Below are 18,054 nucleotides of genomic sequence, written 5' to 3' on the forward strand. Positions count from 1 at the left end.
CAGCCTGCGCGTCATATTTGTGTGATATTGAGGCATTATTGTTTTTTTGTGTATTTGGAGCTAGCCTCGTGGCCGGACGGTTTCTTCCCCACGTCCGCATTTCGAAACACGCTTTCGCCATCGCCTCGGTTGTAACCTCTCATTTAGAAGTAGGAGCTATGCCATGCAGCGTCGCCAGTTTCTGAACACCCTCGCCACCGTTTCCGTTGTCAGTCCGCTGTTGTTGTCATCCCGCATAACGCAAGCCGCCACGCCCCCGGCCACACCAAGTGCGCTGGACCCGGCGCGCTGGTCGCCGCTCAACCAAAAGCGTCTGCAGGCGGTGATCGATGAGCACGGCGTCAAGAGCGCGTCCTACCGCCCTGACCAGCGCCCGTACGCGGTGTTCGACTGGGACAACACCTGCATCATGAACGACTGTGAAGAAGCGCTGCTGGTCTACCAGATCAATCATCTGCAGTACAAGCTGACGCCCGATGAGTTCGCTGAGGTGGTGCGTCAGGACGTGCCGAACGGCGCGTTCATGAAGGACTACACCACGGTGGACGGCAAGCCGGTCAAGATGGAAGACATCGCCAGCGACGTAGAAGCGGATTACCGCTGGTTGCACGCCAACTACAAGGGGCTCGCCGGCGACAAGAGCCTGGAAGAGATTCAGGCCAGCGAGCAGTACAAGGATTTTCTCGCCAAGCTCTATTTCATGTACGACGCGATCTGCGACAGTTACCCGGTGGAGATCGGCTATAAGTGGATTCTGTATTTCTACAAGAACATGACCACGGCTGAGTTGCAGGCGATGGCCGAGGCTTCCAACAACTACGCCATCGGCGACGCACTGCGCAAGGTCAAGTACGAGAGCTCACGCACGTTGCCGGGCAAGGCCGGGGTGGTGGCGGATACGCACTTTCATGGCATCCGCATCCATGAGGAAATCCGCGGCCTGATGCACACGCTGCGCGCCAACGGCATCGACGTCTATGTCAGCACCGCCTCGATCGACGATGTGGTACGCGTGTTTGCGGGCAATCCTCATTACGGATACGACGTGCCGCCTGAGAACGTGATCGGCCTGCGCATGGCGATGGAAGGCGGCAAGTACACCACTCGCTATCAGCCGGACTGGCACTTCAACTACGGGCCGGGCAAGACCGTCGGCATCAAGAACGTGCTGGTTAAACAGAAGGGCTATGGCCCGGTGTTGGTGGCTGGCGACAGCGATGGCGATGCCTGGATGCTGCGCGACTTCAACGATACGGCGGTGGGGGTGATCGTCAACCGCATGAAGAAGGGTGAGATCGGCGCCGACAGCCAGCAGGCCGCTACCCAGTTGGGCACCCCGAACGCCCGCTTCATCCTGCAGGGGCGCAACGAGCACACTGGCCTGATGATTCCAGACGAGAAATCGCTCAAGTACGGTAAAGACGAGCTTAAGCTGCTGGCTTGATGGCACTGGCTCGCGGGTGGCCGGCGGCCATCCGCGAGCCGCAGTGCAACTCGCCTTGTACCTGCGGGAATGATGATTCTGCGCCGGAAAGTCGTTACCGCTACCGGCCCGAGTGAGTCAGTCGTATCGAGTCAAAATTGTGAGTGGCCCTGGATTTACGAGGCGCGCCCCACAGACCGTTTTTGGCCGAATGCTGCCTGTTACGTCAAACGGTTGAATCCACAACCCAAAGCTGACCCTATCCGCAGTCAGCTCCAAGCCTCCTCTCGATCCAGCAGGTTGTGGGCTATTCAGCGGCGCCACGATCCCTCGGGCAATTCGACCTGCCGATGGGCCGCAGCCAAGGCAACCTTCAACCCCTCTTTATCCAGCGGTATGCAGTAGGCGGGTTTAGCCCGTTCGAATCGCCAGCTTTCATCAAGACTGCCCGCATCTACCGCGTCGAATCCAATCTCGTCCAGTAACTTGATCACCAGCGCTTTCGCCGCCGGATCATCCGCCGCGATCGGCAGTGCGCGTCGGTCGGGCGCTGCTTTCGGGCGCGCGTCTTGCACCAGGTCTTGGGCGAGGATTGCATTGAACACCTTGACCACGCTGGAGTGGGGCAAATGCTCGGCGAGCAAGCGGCTGGTGGTGGTTTCGAATCGGTCGAGAGCGGCAATGTGACCGTCACGTTCCGGGTAGTAGTTATTGGCATCCAGCACGGTTTTGCCCTCTAGCCACTTGGCTGGCACGCTTCGGTAATGCTCAAAAGGAATTGCCACGAGTACAACTTCGCCAAATTGTGCTGCGTCCTCGATAGTGCCGACCTGACTGCCAGGAATGCCACTGCGCACGCTGCTCATGGTCTGTGGCCCACGTGAATTGCTGAGCATCACCTCGTGTCCCGCGGCGATGACCAATTGCGCCACTGCACGTCCGATGAAGCCTGCCCCAATAATGCCGATACGCATGTCCTTGCTCCGCTGGTTAACTAAGAAGAAACCATGATGATTGCCAACCAATGGCAGATAAATAATCATCGGCTACTTAGTCTCGTTACCAGGAGTGTTGAATGATGGACCGTCTGACGAGCATGGGAGCGTTTGTGATGGCGGCGGAATCCGGCTCCTATGCCAGTGCTGCCGAGCGATTGGGCCTGTCGGCGCAGATGGTGGCCAAGCATGTTGCCGCGCTTGAGCAGCGGCTAGGTGCGCGGCTACTGAACCGTACCACCCGACGCCAGAGCCTGACTGAGTTGGGCAGCGCTTACTACGAACGCTGTAAGCACATTTTGAGCGAGGCTCAGGCTGCCGACTCCCTTGCGCAGATCATGAACGACACCCCGCGCGGCAAACTGAAAATCAGTGCTCCCGTCACGTTCGGCTCCTATAGCCTCATGCCTTTTGTGACGGAGTTTTTGCGTCAACACCCGGAAGTCGAAATCGATCTGCATTTGACCGATCGCTTCGTCGATCTGGTGGAGGAGGGTTATGAAGTGACTTTCAGAATTGGCCCGTTGACCGCGTCCAGTTTGACCGCCAGGCCGTTGGCACCTTATCGGTTGGTAGCCTGTGCAGCACCGAGCTACCTGGCCGACCGCGGAGTGCCACAAATACCGGATGATCTGAAGAACCATGAGTGTCTGGGGTATGCCTATTGGTCCCGGCCGGCCGACCGCGAATGGGTATTCTGCAAAGGCCCCGCAGTTGAACGGGTACAAGTCGTCAGTCGATTGCAGGTCAATGAGAGCAAAGCACTGCTGTCGGCAGCGCTGGACGGGTTCGGGATTGTCCTTGGTCCCGAAGACTTTCTTGAGCCCGCGTTGCGCAGCGGTGAGTTGGTTCGACTGTTAGCTGATTACGAAGCACCGAGTCGACAAATGCATTTGCTCTACACGGCTAATCGTCAGAGAACAGCCAAACTCCGACGATTTATCGAGGCTGCGCTCGTCCGCTTTGGTGCTCCTTGAGCAAGCTTTTGAGTTGTCTCAGCCGCATTGGCTTGTGATTGATCTCGGCCTTGTGTATTCCGCGGTAGCGAGGGTTCATAGGCATGACCTGAAGCTAGCCGGCAAAAGAAGCTGCGCCTTAACTGACTGGCATTTACCAAAGCGCCAGGGTGTAGCTGAGGATCAAGCGGTTCTCATCCAGATCATTACCGAAGTTCGAACGCACCGACGCGTTGCGCCATTTGAGGCCCAGCCCTTTCAGCGTACCGTCCTGCACCACGTAAGCGATATCGGTGTTGCGCTCCCATTCCTTGCCTTCACCTGGCGCTGCGCGTTGCACATTGTCGCCAGAGATGTAGCGGGTCATAAAACTCAGCCCCGGCACACCGAGTGCGGCAAAGTTGTAGTCGTAGCGTGCTTGCCAGGAATGCTCGTCGATGTTGGCGAAGTCGCCGATCTGCACGAAGTTGACCAGGAATGGATCGCTGCGCCCAATATACGGAAACGGATCGTCGCCGCTCATGCGTTGGTAGCCGAAGCCCAGAGCATGGCCACCAAGGCTGTAGGTAAACAGTGCACCAAAGGCCTTGTTGTCGAGCTCACGGAAGCTGCCGTCTTCGGTACTGCGCGCATAGCGCACGTCGCTCTTGAGCGACTGGCCCTTGCCCAGGTCCAGCAAGTGCACCAGCCCGAGGTAGTTCTGCTGGTAGATATTCTCCAGCGTGCCATAGCGGTACTGCGCAGTCAGGTTTGGCATGAACTGATAGTCAGCCCCGGCAAACTGGAACTTGTCGCTTTGTCCGCCGATGCGGTTGGCGGTCATGTTCTGATAATTGGTGGAGTCAACAACATTGATCTGTGTGAGTTGACCGGCCGTGAGCTTCAAACGGTCGATTTCCTGCACATTGACCATGCCGCCCTTGAAGGTTGACGGCAACAAACGAGTGTCATTGGAGTTCACTACCGGGTCCTTGATTTGCAAAGTCCCAAGCTTCAGGGTGCTGTTGGACAAGCGCACTTTGGCGGTCATGCCCAATTTGCTGTAGCTATTCTGGGAGCCACCGGACAAATCCGCCGGCAACAGATTGGTGCCCGCTGTCCCCCCACCGGAGTCCAGTTTGAAACCGGCCATGCCCAAGGCATCCAGGCCGAAGCCCAGAGTGCCGGCGGTGTAACCGGACTCCATCCGCAACAGGAAACCCTGCGCCCATTCCTCGGCCTTGTCCCGCGAACCCGCCTGGCGGAAATCGCGATTGAAATAGAAGTTGCGCGCTTCCAGGCTGCCTTTACTGTCGGCAATGAAATCCGCCTGGGCAGCCGGTGCACAGAACAGGCTCAAGCCGAGCAATGTGCCAACCGGGACGTACACGCGCTGGGTGGAAATGAAATCGTTCATGCCATGCTCCTTTTGCAGGCGCGAGCGAACCCTCTCGGGGGCGTTGCCGCTCGCGACCGATGTTGTCGATAAGAAGTGGATCAGCGACGTCTGAGCCGTCTTGCTCAGACGTGTCGAGGCTCAGGACTCGAGTTGTCGACCGCGGGTTTCCGGCAGACTCAGCGCCGCCAGAATCACCACGCCATAAGCACCTGCTGCGAAGACTCCGATACCCGTACCAATTGGCAGCTTGTCGCTCAGCGCACCGATGAACAACGGGAACAGCGCGGCGATGGAGCGTCCGGCGTTGTAGCAGAAGCCCTGGCCCGAACCACGCATGCGAGTCGGAAACAACTCAGTGAGAAAAGCCCCCATGCCGGCGAAGATGCCCGAGGCGAAAAAGCCCAGCGGGAACCCGAGCCAGAGCATCAAGCTGTTATCGATGGGCAGCTGGGTGTAGGCCAGGACAATCGCCATGGAGCCGACAGCGAACAGGATGAAGTTCTTCTTGCGACCGATGGCATCGGTCAGCAGTGCACTGGTCACATAACCAATGTACGAACCGACGATAACCATCGCCAGATATCCCCCGGTGCCGAGCACGCTCAGGCCCCGTTCGGTTTTCAGGTAGGTCGGCAACCAGGTGGTGATCGCGTAGTAGCCGCCCAGCGCGCCGGTGGTCAGCAACGACGCACGCAAGGTGGTGCTGAGCATCCGTGGTGCGAAGATTTCGAAGAACGCCCACGGCGAATCCTGCTCGGGTTTGGCCTTGCGCTCACGCCGGGTGTGCTCAAAGGTGTCCGATTCCTTGACCAGCCGGCGAATCACCAGCACAAACAACGCCGGCACCAACCCGATCATGAACAGTGCCCGCCAGGCTTCTTCCGGCGGTAGAAAGCTGAACAACCCGGCATAGAGCAACGCCGTCAGCCCCCAACCCAGAGCCCACCCGGCCTGCACCATGCCTACCGCTTTGCCCCTATCCTGTGAGCGAATCACTTCGCCGATCAGCACCGCGCCCGCCGTCCATTCACCACCGAAGCCAAAGCCCATCAACGTCCGGGCCACCAGCAATTGCTCGTAGTTCTGCGCCAGCCCACACAAAAAGGTGAAGAACGCGAACCACAGGACCGTCAGTTGCAGGGTTCGTACCCGGCCGATGCGGTCGGACAAAATCCCGGCAACCCACCCGCCTGCCGCCGAGGCCAGCAGCGTACAGGTGCCGATCATTCCGGCATCCCCCTTGGAGATGCCCCAGGTGGCGATCAGCGTAGGAATAACGAAACTCAGCATCTGAGTGTCCATGCCGTCCAGGGCATAGCCGATTTTGCAGCTCCAGAATGTGCGTTTTTCATTTTTTGACAGAGGGCCGTACCAACTGAACGGGCCGGCGCGGCCCGTGCCTGAAGGCACGCTGTCAATTATGGTCTTTTCCATAGGGGTTCCTGCGGCAGCAAGCGAAGATGACGGACACGCCTCGTTATTTTTTTGTGAAGGCGGTGTCGTGGGGAGGCAGACGCAGTGGCTGCGTCATGGCGTGGATTCTTTGCGCCGCGGCAGAATGGCGTCAAACGGGAAAAAAGCGAGGTTGCACATAAGAAAATTTGATACCTGCGCGACGGCTTCTGGAGTAACAATTACCGGGTGCCGAACATGTTTCCCTGTGGGAGAGCAGTGTCCGCACTCCCACATACAAAAGCTGCGAAAGCCACGAGAGTCGCCATGAACCTCAAATTTCTCGAAACCTTCGTCTGGGTTGCCCGACTGCAAAGCTTCAGCCTGACCGCGGAGAAAATGTTCAGCACTCAGGCCGCTATCTCCAGTCGCATTGCCTCGCTGGAAGAGGAGTTGGGGCTGCGCTTGTTCGTGCGTGATTCGCGTGGGGTGTCGCTAACACCCGAAGGTGTGAAAGTGCTCGACTATGCCGAGCAGATGCTTGAGGTTCAGCGAGCGTTGAAGCACTCGCTGGACAACACCAGCCAGCAGCAGGGCCTGGTGCGTATCGGCGTGATGGATACGGTGATCCACACCTGGCTCAGCCCGTTCATGTCGACCTTGATGCAGACTTTCCCCACCGTGGAAATCGAGATCAACGCCGACGCCGCGCGCAACCTGTGCGACCAGTTGCAAAAGGGCTATCTGGACATCGTTTTCCAGACTGACCTGATCCGCCACGAAAGCGTACGTAATCTCGAACTGGCGCACTATCCCATGCACTGGATCGCCGCCAGCAACTCGATCTATGCCCGACCCTTTGCCTCCCTTGCCGAGTTGGCCAGTGAGCGCATCATCACCTTCGTTAAAAACTCACGACCTCATCAGGATGTACTCAACCTTCTGCACGCCCATGGCATCAGTACGCCGCGAGTCAGTTGCGTCAACTCTGTTTCGGCCATGACCCGGTTGATTCGAGACGGCTTCGGTATTGGCGCATTACCGGCCGCATTAGTGGCTAAGGCCTTGGCCAGTGGCGAGCTGATTCAGCTGGAACCGGGCACAAGCTTGCCGCAATTGGATGTCGTGGCTTCGTGGCGCGCCGGGGTCGGCCTGGAATTGATCGAGAGCATCGTAAACATGAGCCGCCAAGTGGTTTGCCAATACGCTGAGGATGTCGGCCCGCTTCGAATGGTTCCAACGCCCGGTCTCAACAGTCGACAGCCCCTTGAATAACTATTAGTTGTTCGGGGGTAACAACATTCCTAGTTGGACGGCGTCGTCATGGTTTTCTAAAAAGAGTCATCGAACCTGAAGAGATGCCGTGATGAATCAGTCAGTCCTGTCCTTTGAGCAATTGCAGCAGCGTTCCCCTCTGGCCCTGCGCCAAAGCATCGCCGCCGGGCAATATCGGGACCACACCAGCGGTCTGGCCCAAGGTCGGGTGCAAGCCAATATCGTGATTCTGCCCAATGATTGGGCTAACGAATTTCTCCGGTATTGCACGCTCAATCGGCAGGCGTGTCCGGTGCTCGACGTTACCGAGCCGGGTGATCCGCATTTTCGTAATCTCGGGACGGCCATTGATATCCGCCATGACGTGCCCCGATACAGGGTCTATCGCCATGGCGAGTTGAGCGAAGAACCGTCGGATATCGAGCATTTGTGGCAGGACGATATGGTTGCCTTTGCCCTCGGCTGCTCGTTCTCTTTTGAACAACCCCTGCTTGAGGCTGGTATCCGCCTCAGGCACATAGATCTGGGGCGCAATGTCGCGATGTTCCGGACCAACATCGACACACGCTCCACCGCTCGCCTGTCTGGCAAAATGGTGGTGAGCATGCGCCCGATGAAAGCCGCCGCAGCGATCCAGGCGATTCAGATCACCGCACGCATGCCCAATGTCCATGGGGCGCCCGTACACATCGGTGATCCGGCGCTGATCGGCATCCATTCGCTAAGCAACCCGGACTACGGCGATGCCGTACCGGTCGAGGCCGACGAAATCCCGGTGTTCTGGGCCTGCGGCGTGACCCCGCAATCAGTGGTGCAAGCTTCACGTCCGCCGCTGTGCATCACCCATGCGCCCGGTTGCATGCTGGTGACGGATTTATGGAATAGCGCTTTATAAAGGCGTACGAGGTCTGTGTAATAGTCATGTGAGCCGCGCATGAGGCGGCTTTCAACCAAGAATGGATGCGACGGACAAACAATGAACACTGCTCAACTATCAATTCGACAGTACATCAAAGCCAAGGACGGCAACCGTCCACATTTGTTAGACCAGGCCTTTGCGCCGGACGCGATCCTGGACATGGTCGTGCACACCGGATCCATCTCGTTTCCACCCCACGTCGAAGGCCTTGGACCTATCGGTGATGTGCTGGTCAGGCGATTCGGCCAGACCTTCGAAAACGTCTATACCTTCTGCCTGGGACACCCACCTGAACCGCAGGCCAAAACATTCCAGTGCAAATGGCTGGTCGGCATGTCCGACAAGCACTCCGGTGAAGCCCGAGTCGGTTGCGGTCTGTATGAATGGCAGTTCAGCCCCGAGTCGGGACTTGTCCAGAGGCTCACTATCACCATCGAGCACATGAAAACCCTGCCAGCGACTGATCTGCACTGCATCATGGAGTGGCTATCGCATCTGGATTACCCATGGTGCTGCCCGGAGGCGTTAGTGAGCAATGCTCCAGACATAGACACGCTTGAAGAGGTGATCCAGTACGTTACGGCCAATAGTCCAACTTGCCCCTCGCAGGTGGACGGGGCGTCGCTACACTCGGATCAAACCTTACGGATGTGAACACCATGACTCTCGATGACCTCTTTGCCGTTTCCGTTCACCAGACGCTACGAGCGTGATCGTGATGCCACGGGACGCTTGAGGAGTAGGGTGGTGAGGGGGCTTGCCCCCACAGGTTGCGCTACTACCCATCATGTCCCGCACGTCATTTACCGGATAAGGATTTTCGGCGTCACGGACATGCCGACTCGCAGCTTCGCCGCCGCGGGCTGATCGGGATCGATGCGAATGCGTACAGGCAAGCGCTGGACGATCTTCGTGAAGTTGCCGGTGGCGTTGTGTGGCGCAACGGCGGAGTAGGTGACTCCGCTGGCCGGTCCCAGGCTGTCCACCGTTCCTTGCAGCGTCTCGCCCGGCAAGGCATCCACCTCGATATCCACGGCTTGACCCTTTTGTACGCGCGCCAGTTGCGTCTCCCTGTAGTTGGCCGTGACATAGACGGCATCGAGCGGAACAATCGCCAGCAAGGGTTTCCCTGCATTGACGAAGGCACCGATACGTACCGATTTCTGCCCGATCGTGCCGCCGATCGGCGCAGTGATGCGGGTATAGGAAAGTTTCAGCTCTGCGGTGGCTTGTGCGGCTTGCGCGTGGGCAAGAGCCGCCCTGGCTTTCTCCAGATCAGCTTTCAGGATATCCACTTGCTGCCGAGCGGCCTGTAAACCCGCCTGGCTCGTTTCCCCACGGGCCTGTTGAATGCTCAGTTGCGCTTCGGCCTGTTGCCGCGCTTGCACCGTTCCCGAGCCGTCGGTGGCCAGGTTGCGATAACGGGTCTGATTGAGGCTGGCCAGCTTGAGCGCAGCGTCGTCTGCGGCAACGGCCGCTTGGGCCTGGCGTATGGCGGTTTCCTGCTGAATCAGGTGAGCTTGCAGGCTGGCGATGCCGGCCCGGGCACTGGCGACCTCGGCCTTCGCTGCGTTCAGGGCCGCAACGAAATCACGGTCGTCAATGATCGCAAGCAGATCGCCTTTCTTGACCAGCTGGTTGTCTTCGACCATCACTGAGTCGACCGTTCCCGACACCTGCGGTGCAACCGTGGTGAAGTCGGCAAGGACGTAGGCATCGTCCGTGGACTGGGTCGATGAGCTGGATTCGAGGCGATTGAGATAGAGAACACCGCCGATCGCCACTGCAAGCAGTAGCACCGCACTGACGATCCTGGCTTTCTTTGGCAAGGCCATGATGAGTTATCCGTGTGAGGAAGATGAAGGAGAGGTAGAGGGTGAGGCCGCGCGCACGTCGGGTGCGGGGATGTAGGTCAGCCGCAGCACCAGAGGAATCAATACCAGCGCCAGAATGCCCAGCACGCGATAGGCGTCGGCGATCGACAGCACCTGCGACTGCTGGCCAATGATGCTCATCAGTTGGGACGGCTCAAACGCCAGGGCGTTATCTGTCAGGGCCGCATGGTTCAGCAGCATCTCCCCATGAAAACGACCGCGCACGGTCATCAGCTGTCCGACCACTGCCGCACCGGCCAGTGAACCGAAGGCGCGCAGGGTGTTGATGGTGCCGGACACATAAGGTCCTTCGGGGGGCTGCACAACGCTGGTGACCAGAAACAGCATCGATACCACCGCCATTGGCTGGCCGAACGCTTGCAGCGTTTGCACCACGACGAACTGCTCGCGGTTCCAGTCGGAGGTCAATTGCGCGCCGCAAAAGCATGCCAGTGCGATCAACAACAACCCCAACGTGAACACGATGCGCGCATCGACCCGCTTCTGATACAGCAGCAGCGCCACGACAGGCCCCAGGACCAGTTGCGGCAAGGCGACGATCAAACCGATCGATGCCATTTGCAGGGGCCGGTAGTTCTGCAAAGGGCCGAGATAACTGGCCGGCAAGAGTGAGCTGGACATCAGCACCACCAGCAGGCAGACGAACAGAATGCAGCCCAGCCCCAGGTTGCGGCGGCCGAGAATCTGCAATTTGATGAACGGTGAGGGGTGATACCACTCGGTCAGCAGGTAGACGGCCAGCAGGGCCAGCCCGGCCACCAGGGATAAGGTGATCAAGGGCGAATGAAACCAGTCCAGCCGCACGCCTTGATCCAGTGCGACGGTGATCAAGGCGAGCGCGGGCACACCGCAGGCCATGCCGGACCAATTGGCCTGCCCAAAGCGTGGGATCTGGATGGGCTCTCGTGGCAATCCCCATCCGACCAACAATCCGGCGATGAGGGTCAGGGGAATGATCTGCCAGTACACCCAGCGCCAGTCGAACAGCCCATCCGTCCAGTACCCGGCCAGCCAGATCGAGAGATTGGGCGCGAAGGTCGCGGTCATCGCATACAGCGCCAGCCCATACAGCCGGATGGGCGCTGGCAGGAATTTCAGCGCCGCCATCATCAGCAGCGGGATCGTCGTGCCGCAGGCAATGCCTTGCACAAAGCGCAAGGTCAGCAGCAGGTTCAGATCGTGGATGAAGGGCAGGATCACCGCCAGCAGCGCACAACTGCCGAGCATCCACAGCTCGAAGCGCCGCAGCGAAAGGGTAATGGCAAACCACGCCGCAAAGGGCATGGCAATCAATTCCCCGGCGCTGTACGCGGTGGTCAGCCAGGAGGCATCGTCGAGGCCAAAACCGAGTGCACCGCGTACATCGGCCAACGCCAATGCGCCGACGCGGGTGTTCAAACCCGCCATCATGGCTGCGATGAAAATCCCGACGAGACCTGCCATTGGGCGTATCGAGGGTTTGGCCCCGGGCGTTGCGGTAGCAGGGACGTCCGCTGGCGACAATGCGATCCCGTTCATTGGTCGGCCTTCGAGGGTGCAGCGACCGGAGACGCGAGGGCAACCGATGGAGGTGCCGTTGAATGATCGATACCAGCCTGCGGGTCCCAACCGCCACCCAGCGACTTGTAGAGGTTGACCACGGTGAGCGTGGCGTTGGTCGCGCTGTCGTTGAGACTGGTTTGGCTGGCAAGCACATTGAGCTGCGCCGTCAGTACGCTCAGATAGTCCGTAGCGCCTTGCTGATAGCCACGTTCGGCAGACTGCAGTGCCTGCTTGTTCTGTTCATACGAATCCAGCAATTCAGCGTGCCGGCGTTGTTGGGCCGCCCAGGCATCCAGGGCGTTGTCCACTTCATGCCAGGCTCGCAATACCGTTTGCCGATAAGCCAGCGCGGCGGTTTTTTGCCGTGATTCGTTCAGGGCCAGGCGCTGCGTCAACCGTCCCCCTTGGAAGATCGGAAGGTAAACCGTCGGGCCGACGGAAAAGAAGCGCGAGTCCCAACTCGCGAGATCGCTGCTTTCAAAAGCTTCCACGCCGACTTTTCCTTTCAAGCCGATACGCGGGTAGAAATCAGCCTTGGCCACACCGATGGCGGCTGTCGCGGCATGCAGCTGGGCTTCGGCGCGCAGGATGTCGGGTCGCCGGTGAGCCAATTCCGAAGGGACGCCGACCGGTACGCGGGTCGGCAGCGAAGGCAAGGGCATGGCTTGACGCAGTTGCGCATCGAGTGTGCGTGGCTGTTCTCCCATTAACAACGCCAGAGCATTCATCAGGGCGTTGCGGCGCTGGGTCAGTTCGGGAACCAAGGCTTTGATCGTCGCCAATTGCGCGCGAGCGGACGAGGTTTCGAAGCGCGTCGCGACGCCGTTACGCTCGCGGCTTTCGGCCAGGCCGAGGGTGCGTTCGGCAATCCTCAGATTTTGCTGCGCAATGTCCAGTTGTGCCTGCGTTCCGCGCAACTGCAAATAGGTGCGCGCCACTTCGGCGGACAAAGCTACCCGTGCCGCTTCGCGGTCATACACCGTAGCTTCCAGGGTCGCTGCAGCACCTTCGCGCGTGCGCTGGGCACGGCCCCACAGGTCGAGCTCCCAACTGGCATCGAATCCAAGCTGCCAGAAGTTATCAGGGGCAGTAGGCGCTCCCAGGGCGGCGAACTTGCCATGTTCGCTAAGCCCCTCACGCGTGTAGCTGGCATTGGCCGCCACGCTGGGCAGCAACTGCGAGGAGGCGATGCCCAGTTGCGCCCGGCTTTGTTCAATGCGTTCGGAGGCTATGAGCAGATCAAGGTTATCAGCCTGTGCACGTGATTGCAGCTCGGCGAGCACGGCGTCGTTGAACAACAACCACCACTGGGAGGGCACTGCAGCGTCGGAAGTCAGGGGGGCGCTTGGGTGGTCCTGTCTGGGCGTCAGCACCATTTCGCCAAGCTCGTTCTCAGGCTTCACGAAGTCGGGGCCGACCATGCAGCCGGCCAGCGAAACTGCGCCTAGGGTTGCGATTGCGCACTGCCGTAATTGTGAAAGCAGCCGTTGTGAGGTCATTGCAGCGTCCTGTCGAGGAAGGGATCGCCCCAGGCCGATATCGTTGAACGGATGATGTCGGCCGAGTAGGGCGTCACCGAGCACGCAGCTGGCCGCGTGTGCGGGCGGTGCTGTCAGTGCACCGGAGTAAAAATGGGCTTGCTCTTGTCCTTCAACAGGACGACCAGAAACTTGGCGGGTTTGGTGAGACTGGCGTTGCGCCCGACCGTGTGGACGTCGTCCGGGCCTTCGTAGAAGGTCTGGCCCGGTGTCAGCGTGACGGATTCGCCGCCGCGCACGCCCATCACAATCGAACCCTCCAGCACATAGATGAATCCGTGTGCATTGTGCCGATGCACGGGATCGCCTCCACCCGGTGGAAACTCCACCGTAATCATCACTGCTTCCTTGCCGGGATAGTCCGCCAGTGCTTTGGTCATCAGCGGTGTTACCTGCGCCGGTGGCAATGCCTCCTGTGCGCCGGCGGTGCCGGTGGTCAACAGCAGCCCTATGGCGAACGTTCTGAAAATGGACATGGCGTGTTCCTCGTTGTCGATCTGTCAGGGGTTAATGTCGGTCAGTCACTGTGGCGAGGGGGCTTGTCGGATCGCCGCATCGCCCCGTTTGAGTGCGTAGCACTCACAAGATCTTTGGTGTGTCAGAGATTTTGGGTCTGCTTCGCAGCCCAACGGGGGCAAGCCCCCTCGCCACAGGTCACTCCCACACTGTGCGCGGTCAGGACAGGCCGGACTTGTCTACGCCGAATGCCTTATCGTACGAGCCGGGCACGACCTGGAAGCCCACGTTGATGCGATTCCAGGCATTGATCGACATGATCAGGAAGGTCAGGTCCGATAGCTCTTTCTCGGACAGTTGTGCACGAACACGCTCATAGAGCTCATCAGGCACGCCATGGGCGGGAATCTGGGTGAGGATTTCGGTCCATGCCAAGGCCGCGCGTTCGCGTGGGCTGAACAGCGTTGACTCACGCCAGATGGCGACATGGTGGATCCTGAGCGGCCGCTCGCCATGGATCGTGGCTTCCTTCACGTGCATGTCCACGCAGAAGGCGCAGCCGTTGAGTTGCGATGCCCTGATATCCACGAGATCGCGCAGCGACTCCTCGATGGCGCATTGCTTGAAGGCAAGGCTGAACTCGACGAACTTCTTGAACAGCTCGGGGGATTGCTTCTGGTAATCGATGCGCTGAGTCATGGTGAATCCTCTGTGTGAGAAATACGTAGGTGGAGACTCGATGGCGTCCTGCCTGCCTGCCTGGCTAGCTGACTGGCGCGATCCTTAAGCCGATGTGCGGCTGAGCCAGTTCAGGAAGCGTGTCGGACCGATGTGCGCGTCGTCGCCCGCGACCAGGGATCGATCATTCAACTCATCGCCGAAGTAGCGTGCACGCACGTCGGCGATGACCTGCCGCTTGTCGTGGTGCGCGGCAAGAAACTTGCGCGCCAGTTCGTCGAGAGGGAAACGATCCGGTCCGCCCACCTCGACCATGCCATTGACCGGTGCCCCGACCGCGAGATCGGCCAGCACCGCCGAGACGTCATCCGAGGCGATGGGCTGGATGAGGGCGGGCGAAAGGTGAATCGTGTCGCCGTCGGCACCCGAATTGACAATGCCTTCGATGAACTCGAAGAACTGCGTCGAACGCAGGATGGTGTAGGGGATCTTCGACGCCTTGATCAGCTCTTCCTGGGCGACTTTTGCCCGGAAGTAACCGCTTTGCGGAAGACGATCGGGGCCTACGACAGAGAGCGCGACATGGTGCTCCACGCCAGCGGCCGCTTCGGCTGCAAGCAGGTTTCGACCGGACGTTTGAAAGAACTCCATGACGGCCCGGTCTTCAAATGAGGGAGAATTCGCCACATCGACGACGACCTGAGCACCGGCAAGCGCTTCGGCCAGCCCCTCGCCAGTGAGGGTGTTCACGCCTGTGCGTGGCGAGGCCGCCACCGTCTCGTGTCCATAGAGACGTAGCCTGCTGACAATGTTCGACCCGATCAGTCCGCTACCGCCAATAACGACAATTTTCATGTCCCGCTCCTCGGTTGGGTGTCGATCAAATTCGTTGCAGTGATCGATGTAGGGAGCATGCTCGCCAGCCGGGCGCGATACTTTGTCGAAGCCTTGGGTTTCCATTGAATTTGGCTTGGCTATTTGTCCAGGAACCCGTGTTATAAATCACGTCGCCTGGCCGCCAATCGTCGGCCGGTAACCACGGGCATGTGCCCGGCGCGTGAGTACGGGACAGGAGCCCTGAATGCTATTGGTGTTTGATGACTGCGTGCTCGACCTGGACCGGCGAGAACTCCTTCGGGCCTCCCAGGTCGTTGCCACTGCGCCCCAGGTTTTCGACCTGCTGGTTTACCTGGCGCAGAACCGCGAGCACGTCGTTAGCCGGGACGACCTGATCAATGCGATATGGACCGGCCGAATCGTCTCCGAGTCGACCCTGGCCAGCCACATCAATGCGGTGCGCAAGGCAGTCGGTGACAACGGTCAGCAGCAGCGTGTGATTCGAACGGTAGCCCGCAAGGGATTCCGCTTCGTCGCCGACGTCAAGTCGCTGGATTGCGTTGGCCTTCCAGGCACCGAATCCGCCCCCTCGGTTCAAGCCTCTGCATCCGAGCCGGCGCTGCCGGCCAAACCGTCCATCGCCGTCTTGCCGTTCGTGAACTTGAGCGGGGACGAAGAGCAGGACTACCTGGCCGACGGCGTGGTAGGGGACATCATCGCGGCGCTGTCGCAGTATCGCTGGCTGTTTGTCGTCGCGCGCAACTCGAGCTTTACCTACAAGACCCGTGCAGTGGACGTGAAACAAGTCGGTCGCGAACTGGGCGTTCGCTATGTGCTGGAGGGCAGTTGGCGCAAAGCCAACAATCGCGTGCGCATCACGGCCCAACTGATCGACGCGACAACCGGGGCTCACCATTGGGCGGGTCGTTTCGAAGGTGTGCTGGGAGACATTTTCGAACTGCAGGACCAGATTACCGAAAGCGTGGTCGGCGCTATCGCACCACAGCTTGAGCGGGCGGAGATCGAACGTGCGAGGCACACGCCCACCGAAAGCCTCGACGCCTACGATTACTATCTGCGCGCAATGGCCAAGCTTCATCATGGCACCAGGGAGGCCATCGACCAGGCGCTGCCGCTCTTCCATAGGGCCATAGAGTTCGACCCGGATTTTGCGTCGGCCTATGCGATGGCGGCCTGGTGTCATAGTTGGCGCAAAGCCAATCGCTGGATGACTGATCACCCACGGGAGGTCGCGGAGGGTATCCGACTCGCTCGCCGGGCAGTGGAGTTGGACAAGGGCGATGCAGTCGCTCTCACCAGAAGCGGCCATACGCTTGGCTATCTTGCCGGCGACCTGCGGGGTGGCATTGCATTGCTGGACAAGGCACTCGTGCTTAATCCGAACCTCGCCGCCGCGTGGTTCCTCGGCGCGTTCCTCAGGCTCTGGCACGGCGAAACCGATGCAGCCATCGAGTACTTTACGCACGCCATGCTGTTCAGCCCCCTCGACCCGGAGCTGTATAGAATGCAAGCCGGAATGGCGGTTGCGAATCTCTTCGTGGGGCGCTTCGATACGGCGTCGTCATGGGCAGAGAAAGCACTTCGGGAGTTGCCAGGTTTTCTATTGGCTGTCGCCATCCTTGCAGCGAGCCATGCGCTTGCCGGACGGATGGCCGAAGCGCAGCGTGCGATGGACCATTTGCGCAAGCTCGATCCTACGTTGCGTCTGAGCAATATCTCTGATTGGCTACCGATCCACCGGCCGGAGAATCTCGCCACGCTGGTGGACGGTCTACGCAAAGCGGGACTGCCAGAATAAGGGGCGCCGGCTGTTCACTGCGCGGGGAGAGGCGTCTGGAGCAGCCAGAATCGACATATCCAAACGCCCAACGCTGGTTAACGCTCCAGAGCCGCTTCGATCGCAGCGATGTCGATCTTGCCCATCCCCATCATGGCGTCGAACGCGCGCTTGGCCGCCGCTCGATCAGGATTGGCTATCGCGGCGCTGAGGACGCGTGGCGTGATCTGCCACGACAGTCCCCACTTATCCTGGCACCAGCCGCATACATTTTCCTGACCACCGTTGCCGACAATCGCGTTCCACAAGCGGTCGGTTTCGGTCTGGTCGTCAGTCGCAACCTGGAACGAAAAAGCCTCGTTGTGCTTGACCCCCGGCCCACCGTTCAGCCCAAGACAAGGGATGCCCATCACGGTGAACTCCACCGTCAAGACATCGCCCTGTTTACCCGCCGGGTAGTCGCCAGGCGCACGAAGGACAGCTCCCACGGCGCTGTCCGGAAACGTCTCGGCGTAGAACGTCGCAGCGTCCAGCGCAGTGCCGTCATACCAGAGACAAATCGTGTTCTTGCTGATCATCTTGGTTCTCCAGGGTTGGGACAGGTACGTGGATTTTAGCAGTGCAGGCGATCGCATATTCCTGATCTACGCTACAGGGCAGAACCGAGCGGCATATATGAGGTGGGGTTATGTCTGAGGATGGTTGTGGGCGCAGCAGGACAAGTATTTTCTTACCGATTTTCAGTATCGGACAGTGCCCGATACGGCTAATGAAAAAGGCGCCTGACGACAGGATTGGAAAAGCATTACTCATCACTTGTGGGGAAAGCCCATATATGATTTTTTAGCCGCTTTAGAGTCCCCCGAAACCGATAAACCAGGGGAGCATAGCCCCGCCTTTATGTCCTTTATACTCCGACTTTCTTCCAAGCTGCCTTCGACAATAAAGCAAGCTGATCATTGCTGGGATAAA

At 59.4% G+C, this 18,054-nt stretch carries 16 protein-coding genes; 6 read left to right on the top strand and 10 right to left on the bottom strand.

What is annotated here, in order from left to right:
* Positions 1-163: 163 nt before the first annotated feature.
* Positions 164-1,444, top strand: coding sequence for an HAD family hydrolase (locus PSH69_RS12325; RefSeq protein ID WP_018925648.1), 1,281 nt, complete (start codon positions 164-166; stop codon positions 1,442-1,444).
* A gap of 290 nt (positions 1,445-1,734) precedes the next feature.
* Here PSH69_RS12325 and PSH69_RS12330 read toward each other — a convergent pair whose 3' ends face one another.
* Positions 1,735-2,397: an NADPH-dependent F420 reductase gene (locus tag PSH69_RS12330; protein WP_305412821.1), complete on the bottom strand. Its 663-nt coding sequence runs from the start codon at positions 2,395-2,397 to the stop codon at positions 1,735-1,737.
* A gap of 101 nt (positions 2,398-2,498) precedes the next feature.
* Here PSH69_RS12330 and PSH69_RS12335 point away from each other — a divergent pair, with 101 nt between their 5' ends.
* Positions 2,499-3,395: a LysR family transcriptional regulator gene (locus tag PSH69_RS12335; protein WP_305412230.1), complete on the top strand. Its 897-nt coding sequence runs from the start codon at positions 2,499-2,501 to the stop codon at positions 3,393-3,395.
* 133 nt (positions 3,396-3,528) lie between these two features.
* On the opposite strand, the gene PSH69_RS12340 is transcribed toward PSH69_RS12335, so the two are convergent.
* Together PSH69_RS12340 and PSH69_RS12345 are read right to left on the bottom strand one after the other, a co-directional pair.
* Positions 3,529-4,770, bottom strand: a complete 1,242-nt coding sequence (locus PSH69_RS12340) for an OprD family porin (RefSeq protein ID WP_096479965.1) — start codon at positions 4,768-4,770, stop codon at positions 3,529-3,531.
* Between the two features lie 120 nt (positions 4,771-4,890).
* Positions 4,891-6,186, bottom strand: coding sequence for an MFS transporter (locus PSH69_RS12345; protein WP_096479966.1), 1,296 nt, complete (start codon positions 6,184-6,186; stop codon positions 4,891-4,893).
* Between the two features lie 285 nt (positions 6,187-6,471).
* On the opposite strand from PSH69_RS12345, the gene PSH69_RS12350 reads away from it, so the two are divergent.
* The 3 genes from PSH69_RS12350 to PSH69_RS12360 all read left to right on the top strand — a co-directional run bounded on the left by PSH69_RS12350 (position 6,472) and on the right by PSH69_RS12360 (position 8,992).
* Positions 6,472-7,419, top strand: coding sequence for a LysR family transcriptional regulator (locus PSH69_RS12350; RefSeq protein WP_305412231.1), 948 nt, complete (start codon positions 6,472-6,474; stop codon positions 7,417-7,419).
* A 91-nt stretch (positions 7,420-7,510) separates the two neighbouring features.
* Entirely contained in the window at positions 7,511-8,314 is an 804-nt protein-coding gene (locus PSH69_RS12355; protein WP_305412232.1) for a putative hydro-lyase, read from the top strand.
* Positions 8,315-8,395: 81 nt separating this feature from the next.
* Positions 8,396-8,992, top strand: coding sequence for a hypothetical protein (locus tag PSH69_RS12360; RefSeq protein ID WP_305412233.1), 597 nt, complete (start codon positions 8,396-8,398; stop codon positions 8,990-8,992).
* 149 nt (positions 8,993-9,141) lie between these two features.
* Here PSH69_RS12360 and PSH69_RS12365 read toward each other — a convergent pair whose 3' ends face one another.
* The 6 genes from PSH69_RS12365 to PSH69_RS12390 form a co-directional block, all read right to left on the bottom strand.
* Entirely contained in the window at positions 9,142-10,173 is a 1,032-nt protein-coding gene (locus PSH69_RS12365) for an HlyD family secretion protein (protein ID WP_305412234.1), read from the bottom strand.
* A gap of 6 nt (positions 10,174-10,179) precedes the next feature.
* Positions 10,180-11,676: an MFS transporter gene (locus PSH69_RS12370; protein WP_305412235.1), complete on the bottom strand. Its 1,497-nt coding sequence runs from the start codon at positions 11,674-11,676 to the stop codon at positions 10,180-10,182.
* A gap of 71 nt (positions 11,677-11,747) precedes the next feature.
* Positions 11,748-13,274 carry an efflux transporter outer membrane subunit gene (locus PSH69_RS12375; RefSeq protein ID WP_305412236.1) on the bottom strand — a complete coding sequence of 509 codons (1,527 nt, stop codon included), beginning with the start codon at positions 13,272-13,274 and terminating at the stop codon, positions 11,748-11,750.
* 113 nt (positions 13,275-13,387) lie between these two features.
* Positions 13,388-13,789, bottom strand: coding sequence for a cupin domain-containing protein (locus PSH69_RS12380; RefSeq protein WP_019580213.1), 402 nt, complete (start codon positions 13,787-13,789; stop codon positions 13,388-13,390).
* A gap of 199 nt (positions 13,790-13,988) precedes the next feature.
* Positions 13,989-14,468: a carboxymuconolactone decarboxylase family protein gene (locus PSH69_RS12385; RefSeq protein ID WP_305412237.1), complete on the bottom strand. Its 480-nt coding sequence runs from the start codon at positions 14,466-14,468 to the stop codon at positions 13,989-13,991.
* An 84-nt stretch (positions 14,469-14,552) separates the two neighbouring features.
* Positions 14,553-15,302 (bottom strand): SDR family oxidoreductase, encoded by a 750-nt coding sequence (locus PSH69_RS12390; RefSeq protein WP_305412239.1) that lies wholly within the window; start codon positions 15,300-15,302, stop codon positions 14,553-14,555.
* Between the two features lie 226 nt (positions 15,303-15,528).
* Between PSH69_RS12390 and PSH69_RS12395 the strand changes: the two genes are divergently transcribed.
* Entirely contained in the window at positions 15,529-17,103 is a 1,575-nt protein-coding gene (locus PSH69_RS12395) for a winged helix-turn-helix domain-containing protein (RefSeq protein ID WP_305412240.1), read from the top strand.
* A 77-nt stretch (positions 17,104-17,180) separates the two neighbouring features.
* Here PSH69_RS12395 and PSH69_RS12400 read toward each other — a convergent pair whose 3' ends face one another.
* Complete coding sequence (locus PSH69_RS12400; protein ID WP_305412241.1) at positions 17,181-17,660, bottom strand: VOC family protein; 480 nt, start codon at positions 17,658-17,660, stop codon at positions 17,181-17,183.
* Positions 17,661-18,054 lie beyond the last annotated feature (394 nt).

This window comes from Pseudomonas sp. FP1740, assembly GCF_030687165.1.
GTDB lineage: Bacteria > Pseudomonadota > Gammaproteobacteria > Pseudomonadales > Pseudomonadaceae > Aquipseudomonas.